At 71.0% G+C, this 15534-nt stretch carries 14 protein-coding genes and 1 tRNA gene; 8 read left to right on the forward strand and 7 right to left on the reverse strand.

The genetic code is table 11. From position 1 onward, the window contains the following. Window positions 1-163: 163 nt before the first annotated feature. From ACS5RC_RS20645 to ACS5RC_RS20660, 4 genes are all read right to left on the reverse strand, one after another. Entirely contained in the window at window positions 164-1489 is a 1326-nt protein-coding gene (locus ACS5RC_RS20645; protein ID WP_478345791.1) for an MFS transporter, read from the reverse strand. A 154-nt stretch (window positions 1490-1643) separates the two neighbouring features. After that, window positions 1644-2564, reverse strand: a complete 921-nt coding sequence (locus ACS5RC_RS20650; protein WP_478345792.1) for a hydroxymethylglutaryl-CoA lyase — start codon at window positions 2562-2564, stop codon at window positions 1644-1646. Further along, complete coding sequence (locus ACS5RC_RS20655; protein ID WP_478345793.1) at window positions 2561-3778, reverse strand: CaiB/BaiF CoA transferase family protein; 1218 nt, start codon at window positions 3776-3778, stop codon at window positions 2561-2563. The genes ACS5RC_RS20650 and ACS5RC_RS20655 overlap by 4 nt, the downstream gene beginning before the upstream one ends. Before the next feature lie 153 nt (window positions 3779-3931). After that, complete coding sequence (locus ACS5RC_RS20660) at window positions 3932-4849, reverse strand: LysR family transcriptional regulator (protein WP_478345794.1); 918 nt, start codon at window positions 4847-4849, stop codon at window positions 3932-3934. A 309-nt stretch (window positions 4850-5158) separates the two neighbouring features. Between ACS5RC_RS20660 and ACS5RC_RS20665 the strand changes: the two genes are divergently transcribed. The 3 genes from ACS5RC_RS20665 to ACS5RC_RS20675 all read left to right on the forward strand — a co-directional run bounded on the left by ACS5RC_RS20665 (window position 5159) and on the right by ACS5RC_RS20675 (window position 7199). Further along, window positions 5159-5287: a hypothetical protein gene (locus ACS5RC_RS20665; protein WP_478345795.1), complete on the forward strand. Its 129-nt coding sequence runs from the start codon at window positions 5159-5161 to the stop codon at window positions 5285-5287. A 26-nt stretch (window positions 5288-5313) separates the two neighbouring features. Beyond that, window positions 5314-6123, forward strand: coding sequence for a DJ-1/PfpI family protein (locus tag ACS5RC_RS20670; RefSeq protein ID WP_478345796.1), 810 nt, complete (start codon window positions 5314-5316; stop codon window positions 6121-6123). A 263-nt stretch (window positions 6124-6386) separates the two neighbouring features. Then, the gene (locus ACS5RC_RS20675; protein ID WP_478345797.1) at window positions 6387-7199 is read left to right on the forward strand and encodes an ABC transporter permease; all 813 of its coding nucleotides are present in this window, start codon (window positions 6387-6389) and stop codon (window positions 7197-7199) included. Window positions 7200-7840: 641 nt separating this feature from the next. Here the strand turns inward: ACS5RC_RS20675 and ACS5RC_RS20680 are convergent. Then, window positions 7841-7916: transfer RNA gene (locus tag ACS5RC_RS20680), tRNA-Glu, on the reverse strand. Window positions 7917-8047: 131 nt separating this feature from the next. Here ACS5RC_RS20680 and ACS5RC_RS20685 point away from each other — a divergent pair. After that, on the forward strand, window positions 8048-8854 hold the full coding sequence (locus tag ACS5RC_RS20685) for a TrmH family RNA methyltransferase (protein WP_478345798.1): 807 nt from the start codon (window positions 8048-8050) through the stop codon (window positions 8852-8854). 40 nt (window positions 8855-8894) lie between these two features. On the opposite strand, the gene purD is transcribed toward ACS5RC_RS20685, so the two are convergent. Then, complete coding sequence (gene purD, locus ACS5RC_RS20690; RefSeq protein ID WP_478345799.1) at window positions 8895-10166, reverse strand: phosphoribosylamine--glycine ligase; 1272 nt, start codon at window positions 10164-10166, stop codon at window positions 8895-8897. Window positions 10167-10334: 168 nt separating this feature from the next. On the opposite strand from purD, the gene ACS5RC_RS20695 reads away from it, so the two are divergent. Beyond that, window positions 10335-11351, forward strand: a complete 1017-nt coding sequence (locus ACS5RC_RS20695) for a dienelactone hydrolase family protein (RefSeq protein ID WP_478345800.1) — start codon at window positions 10335-10337, stop codon at window positions 11349-11351. 97 nt (window positions 11352-11448) lie between these two features. Beyond that, a complete protein-coding gene (xseA, locus tag ACS5RC_RS20700) occupies window positions 11449-13158 on the forward strand; it encodes an exodeoxyribonuclease VII large subunit (RefSeq protein WP_478345801.1) in 1710 nt (569 codons plus the stop codon). Window positions 13159-13162: 4 nt separating this feature from the next. On the opposite strand, the gene ACS5RC_RS20705 is transcribed toward xseA, so the two are convergent. Beyond that, the gene (locus tag ACS5RC_RS20705) at window positions 13163-13912 is read right to left on the reverse strand and encodes a GNAT family N-acetyltransferase (protein ID WP_478345802.1); all 750 of its coding nucleotides are present in this window, start codon (window positions 13910-13912) and stop codon (window positions 13163-13165) included. A gap of 240 nt (window positions 13913-14152) precedes the next feature. Between ACS5RC_RS20705 and ACS5RC_RS20710 the strand changes: the two genes are divergently transcribed. Beyond that, window positions 14153-14389 (forward strand): DUF4170 domain-containing protein, encoded by a 237-nt coding sequence (locus tag ACS5RC_RS20710; protein WP_478345803.1) that lies wholly within the window; start codon window positions 14153-14155, stop codon window positions 14387-14389. A 170-nt stretch (window positions 14390-14559) separates the two neighbouring features. After that, window positions 14560-15504: a ribose-phosphate pyrophosphokinase gene (locus ACS5RC_RS20715; RefSeq protein ID WP_478345804.1), complete on the forward strand. Its 945-nt coding sequence runs from the start codon at window positions 14560-14562 to the stop codon at window positions 15502-15504. Window positions 15505-15534: the final 30 nt, after the last annotated feature.

Genomic DNA, 15534 nt, shown 5'->3' on the forward strand with positions numbered 1-15534 from the left:
CTCCTCCATCAGAGTTCCTCGCGAGCGTATCGCGCTCGACGGGTGGACCACCGGGCGCCGCACTGCCGTCACCGGCCTTCGGCGGACCCGGCCGGACAGGCCAGGCTTCCGTCCTCTCACATTCCGGCACGAGCCCGACCGAATCCTGATCCGCGATCCGGGATCAACCCTCCCCGCGGTCGTTGCGGCGCAGGCTTGCGGGCGTCGCGAAGAGCAGCAACGCCGCCGCGACGAGGCAGAGGGCGCCGATGCCGTAGAGCGCCGGGGTGGTGGATCCGGTCAGGTCCTTGACCCATCCGACCGCGACGGGGCTGACGATGCCGCCGAACTGGCCGAGCGTGTTGATGAGCGCGATGCCGCCGGCGGCGCCGACGCCGGTGACGAGCTTGGCCGGCAGGGTCCAGAAGGTCGGGATCGAGGCGACGATCCCCGAGCCGACGAGCGCCAGCGCGATCATCAGCGGCACGATCTGCCGGTCGAACAGGCCCGCGGCGAAGAAGCCGAGGGCGGCGGCGATCGCGAGGCCGGCGACGAATTTCGGCCGCTCGCCCGACGCGTCGGAGAGGCGCCCGATCACGATCATGCTGATGGCGCCGCAGATGTAGGGGATCGCGGTGAGGAAGCCGACCGAGGCCGCGGTGCCCCCGCTCGCCGTCTTGATCAGGTCGGGTCCCCAGAAGTTCAGCCCGTAGGAGCCGACCTGGAGCAGGAAGTACACGAGCGCGATCAGCAGGAAGCCCGGCTGGCGAACCGCGCCCCAGAGGGAATGGTCGCCGATATCGCGGTTGTGGTGGGCGATCTTCGAGGACAGCAGCTCCTTCTCGGCCGCGCTCAGCCAGCGCGCGTCCGCGATCCGGTCGTCGAGGCGCAGGAACACCAGCACGCCGAGCAGCAGGCAGGGCAGCCCGCCGGCGAGGAACAGCCATTGCCAGCCGGCGAGGCCCGCCACGCCGTTGAGGCCGCCGAGGATCAGCCCCGCGACGGGAGCCCCGAAGATGCCCGAGAACGCCGAGGCCACGAACATGAACGAGGTCACGCGGCCCCGGAACGAGGCCGGGAACCACAGGGTCAGGTAGTACAGGATGCCGGGCGCGAAGCCCGCCTCCATCGCCCCGATGATGAAGCGCAGGACGTAGAAGTGCCACTCGGTGCTGATGAAGACCATCAGCGACGTGGCGATGCCCCAGGAGATCATGATCCGGGCGATCCAGCGCCGCGCCCCGACACGGTACAGGAACAGGTTCGAGGGCACCTCGAAGATCACGTAGCCGACGACGAACATGCTCGCGCCGAGACCGTAGGCCACGTTGCTGAAGCCGAGGTCGCTCTGGAGCTGGAACTTGGCGAAGCTGATGTTGATCCGGTCGAAGAACGCGAACATGTAGCAGACCATGATCAGCGGCATCAGCCGCCACGCAGCCTTGCGGACGACGCTGCTCTCGGTGACGGCGTCGATGCCCGCGAGCGGGCTGGTCGTGACGGCGGCCATGGTTTCCTCCTGGGGTTCGGGAGCGCCCCCGCTTACCGGTCCCGGCTCGGACCGGGGCGGTGGCGGGCAGGCGCGGATGGGCCGGAGCCGCTTCTGCGGCGGCTTCCGACGGGGACGTGACGGATCCGGACTGGATCGGCCGGGCTCGACCGGCTCAGGCCGCCCGCGGGACCGGGTGCAGGTCGCAGGGGCGTCCGGCCTTGGCGACCTGACCCGGCACGTCGTGCCCGACGAGCCGTGGCAGGTCGCGGGACAGGCCGATCAGCGCGTCGAGGTCGAGCCCCGTGGCGATGCCCATCTCGTGCGCCATGCTGACGAGATCCTCGGTGCAGATGTTGCCGGTGGCACCGGGCGCGAACGGGCAGCCGCCGAGGCCGCCGAGCGCGGCGTCGAAGCGGCGGGCGCCGGCCCCGTAGGCGGCCAGGACGTTGGCGAGGCCGAGGCCGCGGGTGTTGTGGAAATGCAGCGTCAGGCGGTCGGCCGGCACCAGCGTGAGGGCGCGGGCGACGAGGCGCTCCACCTGCCGGGGATTGGCCATGCCGGTGGTGTCGGCCAGCGTCACGCCGCCGATGCCCAGGGCGAGGTAGCGCTCGACCTGCGCCATCACCGCGTCGGGCGCCTGCGCGCCCTCGAACGGACAGCCGAAGGCGGTGGCCACGGTGGCGTTGGTCGAGACGGCGGAGCCGCGCACCGCCTCCATGATCCGGGCGAACCCGGCGATCGACGCGGCCGGCGTCATGCCCATGTTGGCGCGGTTGTGGGTCTCGCTGACCGAGGCGACGAGGTTGATCTCGTCGACCGCGACCGCGAGCGCCCGCTCCGCGCCCTTCGGGTTCGGCACCAGGGCGACGTAGACCGTTCCGGGCCGCCGGACGATCCCGGCGAAGACCTCGGCGGCGTCGCGCAAAGCCGGCACGGCCTTCGGCGAGACGAAGGAGGACACCTCGATCCGCGAGAAGCCCGCGGCCGAGAGGGCGTCGATCAGCGCGATCTTGTCGGCCGTCTCCACGTAGACGGGCTCGATCTGGAAACCGTCGCGCGTGGCGACTTCCTGGATCAGCATGGCCTCGCTCATTGCACGGATCCCTCGCGGCGCAGGCGCTCGATGGTCTCGGCGTCCCGCCCGAGATCGGCGAGGACGGAATCGGTGTGGGCGCCGAGCGGCGGTCCCTGCCAGCGCACGCCGCCGGGCGTGGCGGAGAGCTTGGGGACGATGCCGGGCATCTTCACCCGCGCGCCCCCCGGCAGCTCGGCCTCGAGGATCATGTCGCGGGCGGCGTAGTGCGGGTCGCTCACGATGTCGGCCACCGAGTAGATCCGGCCGGCCGGAACGTCCGCCCCGTCGAGGGCCTGCAACGCCTCCTCGACGGTCCGCGCTCCCGACCATGCGGCGATGGCGCCGTCGAGCAGGCCGGCCACCCGGGAGCGCCCGTCGTTGCCGCGCAGGGCGGGATCGTCGGCCAGATCCTGCCGACCGATGAGGATCATCAGGCGGCGGAAGATCGGATCCGAGTTGCCGGCGATCACCACGAAGCCGCCGTCCCGGGTCGGGTAGGTGTTCGACGGCGTGATGCCCGGGAGCGCCCCGCCGGTGCGGGTGCGGACCTCGCCCAGGAGATCGTATTCCGGGACGAGGCTCTCCATGACGTTGAACACGCTCTCGACGAGCGACACGTCGATGACCTGGCCCGGACCGTCGTGGGTCTTGATGTGCAGCAGCGCCATCAGGGCGCCGATCACCCCGTGCAGGGACGCGAGGGTGTCGCCGATGCTGACGCCGACCCGGGCCGGCGGGCTGTCCGGGCTGCCCGTGGTGAAGCGGATGCCGCCCATCGACTCGCCGATGGCGCCGAAGCCCGGCCGGTCGCGGTAGGGGCCGGTCTGGCCGTAGCCGGAGATCCGCACCATGACGAGCTTGGGATTGAGCGCCGAGAGCACGTCCCAGCCCAGCCCAAGCTTCTCCAGGCCGCCGGGGCGAAAGTTCTCGACCACCACGTCGGCGCCGCGGACGAGATCCTTCACCACCGCGAGACCTTCGGGCGACTTCAGGTTGATGCCGATCGATTTCTTGTTGCGCGACTGCAGATACCACCAGAGCGAGGTGCCCTCGTGCATCTTGCGCCACTTGCGCAGGGGGTCGCCCTCGTTCGGCGACTCGACCTTGATGACCTCGGCGCCGAACTCCGCCAGCATCTTGGTCGCGAACGGCGCGGCGATGAGCTGGCCGAGTTCGAGGACCTTGATCCCCTGGAGCGGACCAACGGCCGGCGCTGTCGTTTCGCTCGACATGCCTGTTTCCTCCACTGTCTTTTGCCGGTTCAATACTGTTCGCGTCGCGGCAAGTCCAAACGCCATGCGGCATAGGGCGTTCTCCTAGAGAGAACGCGTCGCGGCGCGATCGGTCTCAGGCCGGGGCCGGATGACGCGTCCCGGGATACCGGATCACTCGGCCCGGCGCAGGTGATCGAACAGGAGGGAGGCGGCCGGGGGCAGCGCTCCGGGCCGGAGAACGATGGTCAGGGTGCGTCGGGCCCAGGGATCCGAGAGCGGGACGGCCACCACCTGCATCTGCGGTCCGAGCAGCGCGTGGACCCGCTCGGGGACGACGCCGAGCCCCATCCCGACCTGGGCCATCCGGCAGATCGCGTCGAAGCTCGGCACGTGGATCCGCAGCTTCAGCGGCCGGCCGAGGCGGCGCGCCTCGTCGCGCAGGGCCGCGTAGATCGAGCTTTCGCGGTGCAGGCCGACATGGTCGTGGTCGAGGGTGTCGGCCAGCGCGACCGCCTCCCGCCCCGCCAGCGGATGGCCAGCGGGCACGACGAGGACGAGGCGGTCGCCGCGATACGGATAGGCTTCGAGGGACCGCGTATCGGTGCCGCCGGCACAGATGCCGAGATCGGCCGCGCCCTCCTCGACGCCGGCCACGACGCCGCCGCTCGGCCGCTCCTCCAGATCGATCGCGATGCCGGCCTGCACGGCCAGGAACGCCTGCAGATCCTCGGGCAGGAACTGCACGATCGCCGAGAGGTTGGCGAGCACCCGCACGAATCCGCGCACGCCGCGCGCGTGCTCGGCCAGTTCGAGCCCGATCTGCTCGGCGCTCGCCAGCATCCGGCGCGTGTGGTGCAGCAGGGTCTCGCCGGCCGGCGTCGGGCGCATGCCCTTCGGGTCACGGGTGAGGAGCGCGCAGCCCAGCGCCCGTTCCAGTTCGGCGAGACGCTTGCTGACGGCGGAGGGCGCGATCGCCGCCCGGCGCGCCGCGCCGTTGAGCGTGCCCTCCTCGCAGACCGCCGCGAACAGGCGCAGGGTCTTGAGATCGAGCCGGTTCAGCAGGGACGCGATCGCGGGCCTCCCCGGCATGGTCCGTTCCGTCGCCGCCGAATGCGCGCCCGCGGCAGATCCCGGACGTCCCGTGCGGGGTCCGGGTCCGTGCGGGCGGCTCCGACAATGATGCCGCGGCGGGCTTGCTGGCAACAGGCCCGGAGCCGGTGCGCGAGGATTCGTCCGTGAGGTCACGCGCGGCGATTCGGCCAGGCCGAGGCTGCGGCGACGACGCAACCGGGCGGCCCGGCCAAGTCCACAGTCTCGCCGTGTTCCGGGCGCCTGATCCGGACGGCGGGCGGCCCGTTGTCTCGGGCCGGCGAACCCGGTCACTGCAGAGGGCGCCCGTTGCTCAATTCCCTGGTCGCGATCTTCACCGTCCTCGCCGTGCTGATGGTGCGCGCCGTGCTCAAGCTGGCGCTGCTCCCCTTCCGCGCGCTCCGCAGCCTCTGGCGCCGCCGGGCCGCTGCGGCCTGACCGGATCGGCCGGAGAGGGCCGGCCGATGGCCGATCCGCCGAGCCGGCGCACGGTCGCTACAGCGGCACTCGCCGCCACAGGCCTGCTGCTCGCGAACCCGACTCGGGCGCTCGACGCCACAGATCCCCCCGCCAAAGATCCACCTGTCACGGATCGCCCGGCGCGCATCGCCATGCTGCTCTATCCGGGCATGACGGCTCTCGACCTGGTCGGACCGCAGGCCTTGCTGGCCGGCCTCTCGGCCGGCAGCCTCCACCTCGTCGCTGCGGAGCCCGGTCCGGTGACGAGCGATACGGGCATCGGCCTTGTCGCGACGACGCGCTTCGCCGATTGCCCCACTGATCTCGATGTGCTGTTCGTGCCCGGCGGCGACGGCACCCCCGCCCAGATGCGCGATCAGGCCACCCTGGCCTTCCTGCGGGACCGCGCGGCCCGCGCGCGCTGGGTCACCAGCGTCTGCACCGGCTCGCTGATCCTCGGGGCCGCGGGGCTGCTCGACGGCTACCGGGCGACCTCGCACTGGTGCGTGCGCGATGCCGTGCTGCCCCTTCTGGGAGCGATCCCGGTCGACGCGCGCGTGGTGTTCGACCGCAACCGCGTTACCGCCGCCGGCATCTCGGCCGGCCTCGACTTCGCCCTCGCGCTCGCCGCCCGCCTTCGCGGCGACGATTACGCGCGCACGGCGCAGCTCGTCGCGGAATACGCGCCGCACCCGCCCTTCGCCGCCGGGACGCCGGCCGCGGCGGGCCCGGCGATCACGCGCGAGGCCGAAGCGATCCTCGGCGATCTGACGAATGGGGCGCGGGCAGCGGTTCGGATGATCCAAGCACGCTAGAGGCGGCCACCTGATCGCATCGGGCCGGCGTCTCGAGGTTCCGGAGGTGATATCCAATCTCGCGATGGACCGGCAGCCACCGCGTCGGAATGCGCCCGTCATCGTGAGCCCTGAGGGTCTGTCAGGTTCGGGCTGGATGCCGCCGGGCCCCTCGCCAGCCGTTCTCCAGGCTTCGCGCGTGCGCGCGCCCATGGTTCGGCCTCAATCCTGACGTCTCCGCGCGCCAAAGGATTGGAGAACGACGTCGGCTGCGGAATCAGGGCATGAGCCAACTTCAAAACCTCGTCAGCAACATGCCTGCGCGCGTCGTGCGCAGCCCGGCGGATTCGTACCTTCATGTGCTCAACGCCTTGATGCTGCGCGACATGCGGACCCGGTTCGGGGGGAGCTATCTCGGTTACGCCGTCGTCGTCCTGTGGCCGTGTGTGCACGTCTTCGTGTTGGTCGCGATCTACGTGTTACGAAAGGTTCCGGCTCCGCTAGGTGATAGTCGAGCTCTGTTCTTCGGGACGGGTGCGGTTGCTGTGCTTGTGTTTCAATACATTTCTCGCGAGGTGATGAAGGCATACGGCTCGAATAAACCATTGGCGTATTATCCTCAGGTAAAAGTATTTGATATCATTATTGCCCGAGTACTTGTCGAAATTGTATCGGGCACTCTATCGACTCTTGTCGTAATGGCGACGCTGGCGGCATTTGGTGCAAATGTAATCCCACAAGACAGTTTCATGGCACTCACCGGGATGCTCACGGCGATTCTTCTCGGAATCGGGATCGGGTTTATTAACGTTTGTATTGCAGCGTTTTTTCCCGCTTGGCAGATTGGATATGTATTGTTTAACATCATTATTTATTTAACGAGCGGAGTCATGTTTTTGCCGAGCTACCTGCCGGAACAGATTTACTCAGTTTTGAAATATAATCCGGCCGTTCAGCTCATAGAATGGGTGCGTCTCGGCTACTATCCGGGGTTCGATGTAAAAGTCGATTACACTTACACTCTGTTATTTGCGCTCACTACTCTCACTATAGGCCTTCTGCTTGAGCGTTTCGTTGTTCGAAAACTCAATGGCTGATGACGAAATTTGGTGCGAACGGTGTCTCTCGTCGCTCACACAGCTGGATAGGCGCACTATCGCCATCTGAATACGCATCCCGCCCCTCGATCGCGGCGGGATCTTCATGGCCGGACCGAATTGCTCCGAAAGGCCTCCCACAGCCCGGGGGAGATATGGTTGCAGCGGCCAGGCCAAGACGAACGGCAGCTTTCGGGATGGGCCAATGGTCAATCGGACCATTGGCAAGAGCCGGCAGGATGATCGCGTTGCGGTTCATGGTGCGTTCGGGCGCCTGGGTCCCGCCTGAATGTGCCAGGGCTAGAACCGACGGTTAGCGCGCTCGCACCATCGCGGCGAGGTTGAACTGGTCGCCGCCGATCAGGCCTCGGCCGGTCTTGAGCCCGACGACCATTCCGGCGCCGTGCTCCCGAGCTTGGCTCGAGTTCCAGCGGGACTGAACACTTAATGGGTGGGCTGCCGCGCGAGCAGCGCGGGCATCCATGCACACCGATAGGCCGATGCCCGCGGCGTCGGCGTTTTCGGCCTAGCCTTCTTCAGCATAGAAATAGGCGGAGAACGCCAATCCTGCAGCCGTGAGCCTCGCGGGGAACTCTGGTGCAAAACGATCGCGCCGATCCGAGCGAAGCGCTTGAGAGTGCTGGCGCGCCCTACGGGAATCGAACCCGTGTTTTCGCCGTGAAAGGGCGACGTCCTGGACCGCTAGACGAAGGGCGCTCGGCTGGGCCGGGGGTTCTATAATCGGGCTGGGCCGGGAGGGCAACGCCTGGATTGCGGCTTGACGGATCGCTGCGGCGCCGGTTTGACGCGGGTGGCCGCGCCGGTTGCGTGGCAGCGAGGTTCAGGCGATGGCGATCCGCCGTGACGACAAGGCCCCCACCCGGGGGCGCCCGGCAGGCGGGCCCTACCGCCCGCGGCCGCAGCGTCCGCGGCCCGCGGGGCCGGCGGACGGCGTCAGCGTGCTCTACGGCTGGCATCCCGTGGTGCAGGCACTCGGCAATCGGGGACGGACGCTGCATCGCCTGCTCGCCACCGAGAACGCGGTCGCGCGGCTCACGGCCGAACTCGGCCCGCTGCCGATCGACCCCGAGCTCGTCCGCCCGAGCGACATCAACGCGTTGCTCGGTCCCGACGCGGTGCATCAGGGTCTCTACCTGGAGGCCGAGCCCCTGGCGGCGCCCGGGCTCGACGACCTGCCGGCGGACGCGCTGCTGCTCGCCCTCGACCAGATCACCGATCCGCACAACGTCGGCGCGATCGTGCGCACGGCCGCGGCGTTCGGCGTCGCGGGCATCCTCACCACGGCGCGGCACGCGCCCGGGGCAACCGGCGTGCTGGCGAAATCAGCCTCGGGCGGGCTCGAGCACGTGCCCTTCATCACGGTGCGCAATCTCGCCGAGGCCCTGATCGCCCTGGGGGAGCGCGGCTTCAGCCGGGTCGGGCTCGATTCCGAGGCGGCGGTCGATCTCGACACCCTGGTGCCGACCCGGCCGGCGGTGATCGTGCTCGGCGCCGAGGGCAAGGGCCTGCGGGAGCGCACGCGGACCTGCTGCGACGTCCTCGCCCGCATTCCGTTCACCGGCGAGATCCGCAGCCTCAACGTCTCGAACGCGGCGGCGATCACCCTCTATGCCATGCGGCTGCGGCCCGCCTGAGCCTGCGGGAGAACTGGCGGGCCCGCCGCAGAGGCCGCCTTCAGGCCTCGTCCTCGCGGGCGACGGCGCGGTAGCCGATGTCGCGGCGGCAGAAGCCGTCCGGCCAGTCGATGCGGGCCACCGCGGCGTAGGCACGGGCCTGCGCTTCCTTCACGCTGTCGCCGAGCGCCGTCACCGCCAGCACGCGCCCGCCATCGGCGAGGATCCGGTCGCCATCGGCCCGGGTGCCGGCCTGGAAGACCAGGGCCCCGTCGGCCTCGGCCTCGTCGATGCCGCGGATCTGCGTGCCGCGCACCACCGTGCCGGGGTAGCCCGCCGCCGCCATCACCACGGTGAGCGCGGTCCGCTGCGCCTCGAAATCCAGCACCGTGTTGCTGAGGTCGCCGTCGCAGGCCGAGAGCAGGGCCGGCACGAGATCCGAGTTGAGGCGGGGCATCAGCACCTGCGCCTCGGGGTCGCCGAAGCGAGTGTTGTACTCGATCAGCTTCGGCCCGTCGGCCGTCAGCATCAGGCCGGCATAGAGGATCCCGGTGAAGGGCGTGCCCCGGGCGCGCATACCCGCAAGGGTCGGCTGGATGATGCGCTCCATCACGATGCGCTCGATCTCCGGCGTCACGATCGCGGCCGGCGAGTAGGCGCCCATGCCGCCGGTATTGGGTCCGCGATCGCCGTCGAAGACGCGCTTGTGGTCCTGCGCCGTGCCGATCGGGATGGCGCGCGTGCCGTCGCAGAGGGCGAACAGGCTCGCCTCCTCGCCGAACAGGCATTCCTCGACCACCACCTCGGCACCCGGTTCGGAGAAGAGCGCGCGCAGGGCCGCCTCGGCCTGATCGACCGTCTCGGCGACGGTCACGCCCTTGCCGGCGGCGAGCCCGTCCGCCTTCACGACGATCGGCGCCCCCAGCGCGCGGACGTGGGCGAGGGCCGGATCGAGCGCGGCGAAGCGCGCGAAGCCGGCCGTCGGGATGCCCTGGGCCGCGCAGAGCTCCTTCGTGAAGCCCTTCGAGCCCTCGAGCCGCGCAGCGGCCCGCGTCGGCCCGAAGGCCCGGATGCCCGCCGCGGTCAGATCGTCCACGAGGCCCGCCACGAGCGGCGCCTCCGGCCCGATCACGACGAGGCCGATGCGCTCGGCCTCGCAGAAGCGCTGGACGGCCGCAGGGTCGTCCACCGCGAGGTCGGGCCGGTTCTCGCCGTGCCGCGCCGTGCCGGGGTTGCCGGGTGCCGTGAACAGGCGCGTGCAGAGGGGACTTTTCGCCAGCGCGTAGGCCAGCGCGTGCTCCCGTCCCCCGGAGCCGATCAGAAGGATGTTCATGAGCCAACGCTTGTCCCGGAATTCGCGCCGCGGGAAAAGAGGGGCCGGACCGAAAACCCGCGGCCATGCACCGACGGGCTGCCATGCGCCGACGGGCGGGCCGTTCGGAGATCCGGGCCCGCGATGCTAGGGAGCGGACACGACAGGCCGACCCGGCCGGGAGGAACCATGATCCGTCCGCTCGCACGCGCCCTGGCGCTGGCTCTCTGCATGCTCACGGCCCGGACGGTGCCGGGCCTCGCCGAGGAGGCCGACCTGGCCGGCTACGCGGCGCGGGTCGAGCTCCATCCCTTCGAGAGTCTCACGCTCTCCGACGCGCAGTTCCTGACGGGCAGGGCCGAGACCGCCGGGGAGTCCGGGGCGAAGCCGGTGACGCTCGCCGGCGCGCTCCGGATCGCCAGACCGGGCACCGAGCGCCTGCCGACGGTGGTGCTGATCCACGGCTCGGGCGGGATCGGCGGCAACATCGAGTTCTGGCAGCGCGCCCTCAACGCCCGCGGCATCTCGACCTTCGCCATCGACGGGCTCACCGGCCGCGGGCTCGTCAGCGTCAACACCGATCAGGCCCGGCTCGGGCGCACCAACCTGATCCTCGATCTCTATCGCGGGCTCGCGATCCTGGCCAAGCACCCGCGGGTCGATCCGCTGCGGGTCGCCGTGATGGGGTTCTCCCGCGGCGGACAGGCCGCGCTCTACGCGAGCCTGCGCCGGTTCGACGCCGCCTGGAACCGCTCCGGCATCGCGCCGGCGGCCTACGTCCCGGTCTATCCCGATTGCTCGATCATCTTCGAGGGCGATACCGACGTGGCGGCCCACCCGATCCGGATCCTCGCCGGCGGCGCCGACGACTACAACCCGGCGGCCTTCTGCGCGAACTACGTCGAGCGGCTGCGCGCCAACGGGCGCGACGCGACGCTTACGGTCTATCCGGGCGGGCAGCACGTCTTCGACAACCCGGTCGGGCCGAGCGAGCCGACCGTGGCGGCGGGCGCGCAGACCGTGCGCGCCTGCGCGCTCCGCGAGGAGCCGGCCGGGCACATCATCGACGCGCGCACCGGCGCGGACTTCACCTACCGTGCGCCCTGCGTCGAGACGGGACCGCATATCGGCTCGGATGCGGGCATCCGCGCCGACGCCCTGCGCGACGCGCTCGGCGCCCTGGAGGCCGCGTTCGGCACGCGGTGAGCGCGCGTTTGCCGCGAAACCACAGGCTCTGCACAACCTGGACTCGGGAGGGCCGCGGCCTCGACCGGGCGTCCCGCGCGGTCTAGCGTCCCGTCCCATGCCCCTGGTCCCCCCGCCCCCGGCGCGCCCCGCCCTCCCCGACCCGACGGATCCCCCGCCCGCCCGGGTGCTTGCGGCCAACCAGCCCGAATGGTCGGTCGGCGATCTCGCGGCGGCGCTGAAGCGGACCCTGGAGGATGCCTTCGGGCATGTCCGGCTGCGCGGCGAGATCTCGGGCTATCGCGGGCAGCACGGCTCGGGCCACGCCTATTTCTCGCTGAAGGACGGGCAGGCGCGCATCGACGCCGTGGTCTGGAAGGGCGTGTTCGGGCGCCTGCGCCAGAAGCCCAAGGAGGGGCTCGAGGTGATCGCCACCGGGCGGATCACCACCTTCGCGGGCAAGTCGTCCTACCAGATCGTCGTCGAGGCGCTTGAGCCGGCCGGCATCGGCGCGTGGATGGCGTTGCTGGAGGAGCGCCGCCGCATGCTGGCGGCGGAAGGCCTGTTCGAGTCCGGGCACAAGCGGGCGATTCCCTACCTGCCGCGCGTCGTCGGCGTCGTCACCTCGCCGACGGGCGCGGTGATCCGCGACATCCTGCACCGTCTGGAGGACCGCTTCCCGCGATCGGTCCTGGTCTGGCCGGTCCGGGTCCAGGGCGAGGGCGCGGCCGAGGAGATCGCCGCCGCGATCCGCGGATTCGACGCGCTGCCGGAAGGCGGGCCGATCCCGCGGCCCGACGTGCTGATCGTCGCGCGCGGCGGCGGGTCGATCGAGGATCTCTGGGCCTTCAACGAGGAATCCGTCGTCCGCGCCGCCTTCGCCTGCCGGATCCCGCTGATCTCGGCGGTGGGCCACGAGACGGACACCACGCTGATCGATCACGTCTCCGACCGGCGGGCGCCGACCCCGACCGGCGCCGCCGAGATGGCGGTGCCGGTGCGCGCCGACCTCGTGGCCCAGGTGGCCGATCTCGGCGGGCGCCATGCCGGGGCGATCCTGCGGCGGCTCGACCGCGACCGGGCGGATCTGCGCGCCGTGGTGCGGGCGGTGCCGGGGCCCGACGCGTTCCTGGCGGCCAAGCGCCAGCGCCTCGACCTCGCCGAGGCCCGTCTCGCGCCCGCCCTGGCCGCCGGGGCCCGCGGGCACCGCGCCCGGCTCCAGGGCCTGCTCGACCGACTGGCCCGGCGCTCGCCCGACGTCGCTCTCGCCAATGCCCGGGCGCGGCTCGCCCGGATCGACCACCGGCCCCGCACCGCCCTGCGCAACGATCTGCTGCGCAAGCAGGAGCATCTCGCCCAGCTCGGACGCCGCCTCGTCGTGGCCCGCGACGGCACCCTCGAGCGGGCGCGGGCCCTGGAAGCGCGCAGGGCCGACCGGCTCGCCGCCGTGCTCGCCCGCCTCGCTCAGGCCGGAACCCGCAGCATCGAGCGCCGCCGCGACCGGCTCGGCGCGCTGGGCGGCCTGCTCGGCTCGTTGAGCTACCGGGCGGTGCTGGAGCGCGGCTACGCGCTGGTGCGCGACGAGGCGGGCCGGCCCGTGCGGCGCGCGCAGGACGCGGCGGGCGCCCGGCGCCTCGACCTGCAATTCGCCGACGGGCACGCCGCCGCCCGCCCGGAGGGATCGGGCCCGGACGATCCCCCCTCCCCGCTCGATCCACCCGTCGCCCGGCCACAGCGGGCCGCCCGGAAGGCGAGCGCGCCCAAGGCTGCCGCCAAGGCTGCGCCACCGACGCCGGAGTTGCGCCAGCGCTCGCTCTTCGAGGTCTGACCCGTCAGGGGCGGCGCCTGTAATGGTAGCGCAGCAGCTCCTGCCGGAAGCCCAGGCGTGTGTAGAGGGCGCGCGCCTGGGCGTTCGCCGCGATCACCTGCAGGCAGGCCGCGCCGGCGCCGTGCGACCGGCCCCAGCCCATCAATGCCGCAACGGTTCGGCGCGCATGGCCTCGACCGCGAAAGGCCTCGGGCGTCGCGACCGATTCGATCACCACGAGGCTGCGGTCGACGACGGCGTACCCCATGCTCAGGATGCCCTCGGGGCCGGTCAGCGCCGCGAAGACCCGCGGCAGGCACAGGCTCGCGATCATCCCCCGATAGGCGGCCTCGGCCTCCGCATCCGCGCGGTTGAGGCGTCCGCGCAGATCGAGCCAGGCGGCGTCCGGCGCGCGCGTGAGACGCATGGCGGGATCGGCCGCGCGCGGTGCGGCGCCGAGATCCGCCAGCAACGTCAGGGCATGCCCTTCGGCCCCGTAGCCCAGCCGGTCCAGGACCAGGTCCATCTCCGGCGCGAGCGAGGGCACGCGGAAGATCGCCGGCCGCGCCAGCTCGGCGAAGACCGATTCGCAGAGCGCCACCGCGGGTTCCGGTGCCGCGCGCGGGCCGCGCAGCGGGTTCACCGAGTTCGTCCGCCGTGTCGGACCGCCGGCCTGGCGCAGGAGCCAGCCGTCGAGATGCACCTCGCGCGGGGCAGGCCACGCGTTGCGGCAGGCCTCCTCCGCCAGCCACCCCCACCTCTCGTCCGCGCTCATCCCAGTCGCTCCCCGTATTGCGGCCCTGGACGGGCGGTCGACACCCGCTGTCCTAGCCCATCCGGGCGGGCCGGACCCGCCGGGCGGAAGGCGGCTCCGGCGTGCATCGCGAGCCGTCGCTGTCGCCCACGCGGACCGAACAGCGCCTGCGCGGGCTTGACGCCATCGGCGGCGTTTGCGACCGCCTGCCGCGGCACGTCTCCTGCCTCGTCGGAGGCGAGGCCTTCGCCAGGAGACCCCATGACCACCACGATCGACAGCGACCAGAAGCTTCACCTCGTGTTCGGGGGCGAGCTGAAGGACCTCGACGGCGTCAACTTCCGCGACGTGAAGAACCTCGACATCGTCGGCATCTTCCCGGACTACGCCACGGCGCAGGCCGCCTGGAAGGCGAAGGCACAGGCGACGGTGGACAGCGCCCAGACGCGCTACTTCGTCGTCCACCTCCACCGGCTGCTCGAGCCGACCGTGCCGTGAGCGGGCCGCGGCCCGGCCTGTGCAGGGCCGACCGTGAAGGCATTGTGACGATTTCGCGCCGCTGATATGAGCCGGGCCGGCTCTCTGCCGGACATCGGATCGGTTCGGCGCGTCATCGTCAGGTATTCGCAAGCGCCGCCTCCGGGCCGGCGCAGGATAGGTCGGCAGGCATGAAGTCCTCGATCAAGATCGTAGCCGGCAACGCCAGCCGGCCCTTGGCCGAGGCCATCGCCGCCTATCTCGAACTGCCGCTCGCCAAGTGCATGGTGCGCCGCTTCGCCGATATGGAGATCTTCGTCGAACTGCAGGAGAACGTGCGCGGCGAGGACGTCTTCATCGTCCAGTCGACCTCCTATCCGGCGAACGATCACCTGATGGAGCTCCTGATCATGATCGATGCGGCGCGCCGGTCCTCGGCCCGCCGCATCACGGCGGTGATCCCGTATTTCGGCTATGCCCGGCAGGACCGGCGCACCTCGGGCCGCACCCCGATCTCGGCCAAGCTCGTGGCCAACCTGATCACCGAGGCCGGCGCCGACCGGGTGCTGACCCTCGATCTGCACGCCGGCCAGATCCAGGGCTTCTTCGACATCCCGACCGACAACCTGTTCGCCGCTCCCGTGATGGTGCGCGACATCAAGGAGCGGGCGAGCACGCAGGACCGCATGGTGGTCTCCCCGGACGTCGGCGGCGTCGTGCGCGCCCGCGCCATCGCCAAGCGCATCGACGCGCCGCTCGCCATCGTCGACAAGCGCCGCGAGCGGCCGGGCGAGTCCGAGGTGATGAACATCATCGGCGACGTCGAGGGCCGGTCCTGCATCCTCGTGGACGACATCGTGGATTCCGGCGGCACGCTGGTGAACGCCGCCGAAGCCCTGCTGAACGCGGGTGCCAAGGACGTCTCGGCCTACATCACCCACGGCGTCCTGTCGGGCGGCGCCGTCTCCCGCATCGCCGCCTCGCGGATGAAGGAGCTGGTGATCACGGATTCGATCCAGCCGACGCAGGCGGTCAAGCTCGCCCGCAACATCCGCGTCGCCACGATCGCCCCGCTGCTCGGCGAGGCGATCGGCCGGACGGCGACGGAATCCAGCGTCTCCAGCCTGTTCGACTGACGGACGCCACCGCCCGCCCCGCCCGGATGT

Source organism: Methylobacterium sp. HJ2 (genome assembly GCF_056431005.1).

Excerpts from the sequence above, each read along its gene's own strand:
- ACS5RC_RS20645 (WP_478345791.1), bottom strand. The coding sequence starts at position 1,489 with ATGGCCGCCGTCACGACCAGCCCGCTCGCGGGCATCGACGCCGTCACC.
- ACS5RC_RS20650 (WP_478345792.1), bottom strand. The coding sequence starts at position 2,564 with ATGAGCGAGGCCATGCTGATCCAGGAAGTCGCCACGCGCGACGGTTTC.
- ACS5RC_RS20655 (WP_478345793.1), bottom strand. The coding sequence starts at position 3,778 with ATGTCGAGCGAAACGACAGCGCCGGCCGTTGGTCCGCTCCAGGGGATC.
- ACS5RC_RS20660 (WP_478345794.1), bottom strand. The coding sequence starts at position 4,849 with ATGCCGGGGAGGCCCGCGATCGCGTCCCTGCTGAACCGGCTCGATCTC.
- ACS5RC_RS20670 (WP_478345796.1), top strand. The coding sequence starts at position 5,314 with ATGGCCGATCCGCCGAGCCGGCGCACGGTCGCTACAGCGGCACTCGCC.
- ACS5RC_RS20675 (WP_478345797.1), top strand. The coding sequence starts at position 6,387 with ATGAGCCAACTTCAAAACCTCGTCAGCAACATGCCTGCGCGCGTCGTG.
- ACS5RC_RS20685 (WP_478345798.1), top strand. The coding sequence starts at position 8,048 with ATGGCGATCCGCCGTGACGACAAGGCCCCCACCCGGGGGCGCCCGGCA.
- purD (WP_478345799.1), bottom strand. The coding sequence starts at position 10,166 with ATGAACATCCTTCTGATCGGCTCCGGGGGACGGGAGCACGCGCTGGCC.
- ACS5RC_RS20695 (WP_478345800.1), top strand. The coding sequence starts at position 10,335 with ATGATCCGTCCGCTCGCACGCGCCCTGGCGCTGGCTCTCTGCATGCTC.
- xseA (WP_478345801.1), top strand. The coding sequence starts at position 11,449 with ATGCCCCTGGTCCCCCCGCCCCCGGCGCGCCCCGCCCTCCCCGACCCG.
- ACS5RC_RS20705 (WP_478345802.1), bottom strand. The coding sequence starts at position 13,912 with ATGAGCGCGGACGAGAGGTGGGGGTGGCTGGCGGAGGAGGCCTGCCGC.
- ACS5RC_RS20710 (WP_478345803.1), top strand. The coding sequence starts at position 14,153 with ATGACCACCACGATCGACAGCGACCAGAAGCTTCACCTCGTGTTCGGG.
- ACS5RC_RS20715 (WP_478345804.1), top strand. The coding sequence starts at position 14,560 with ATGAAGTCCTCGATCAAGATCGTAGCCGGCAACGCCAGCCGGCCCTTG.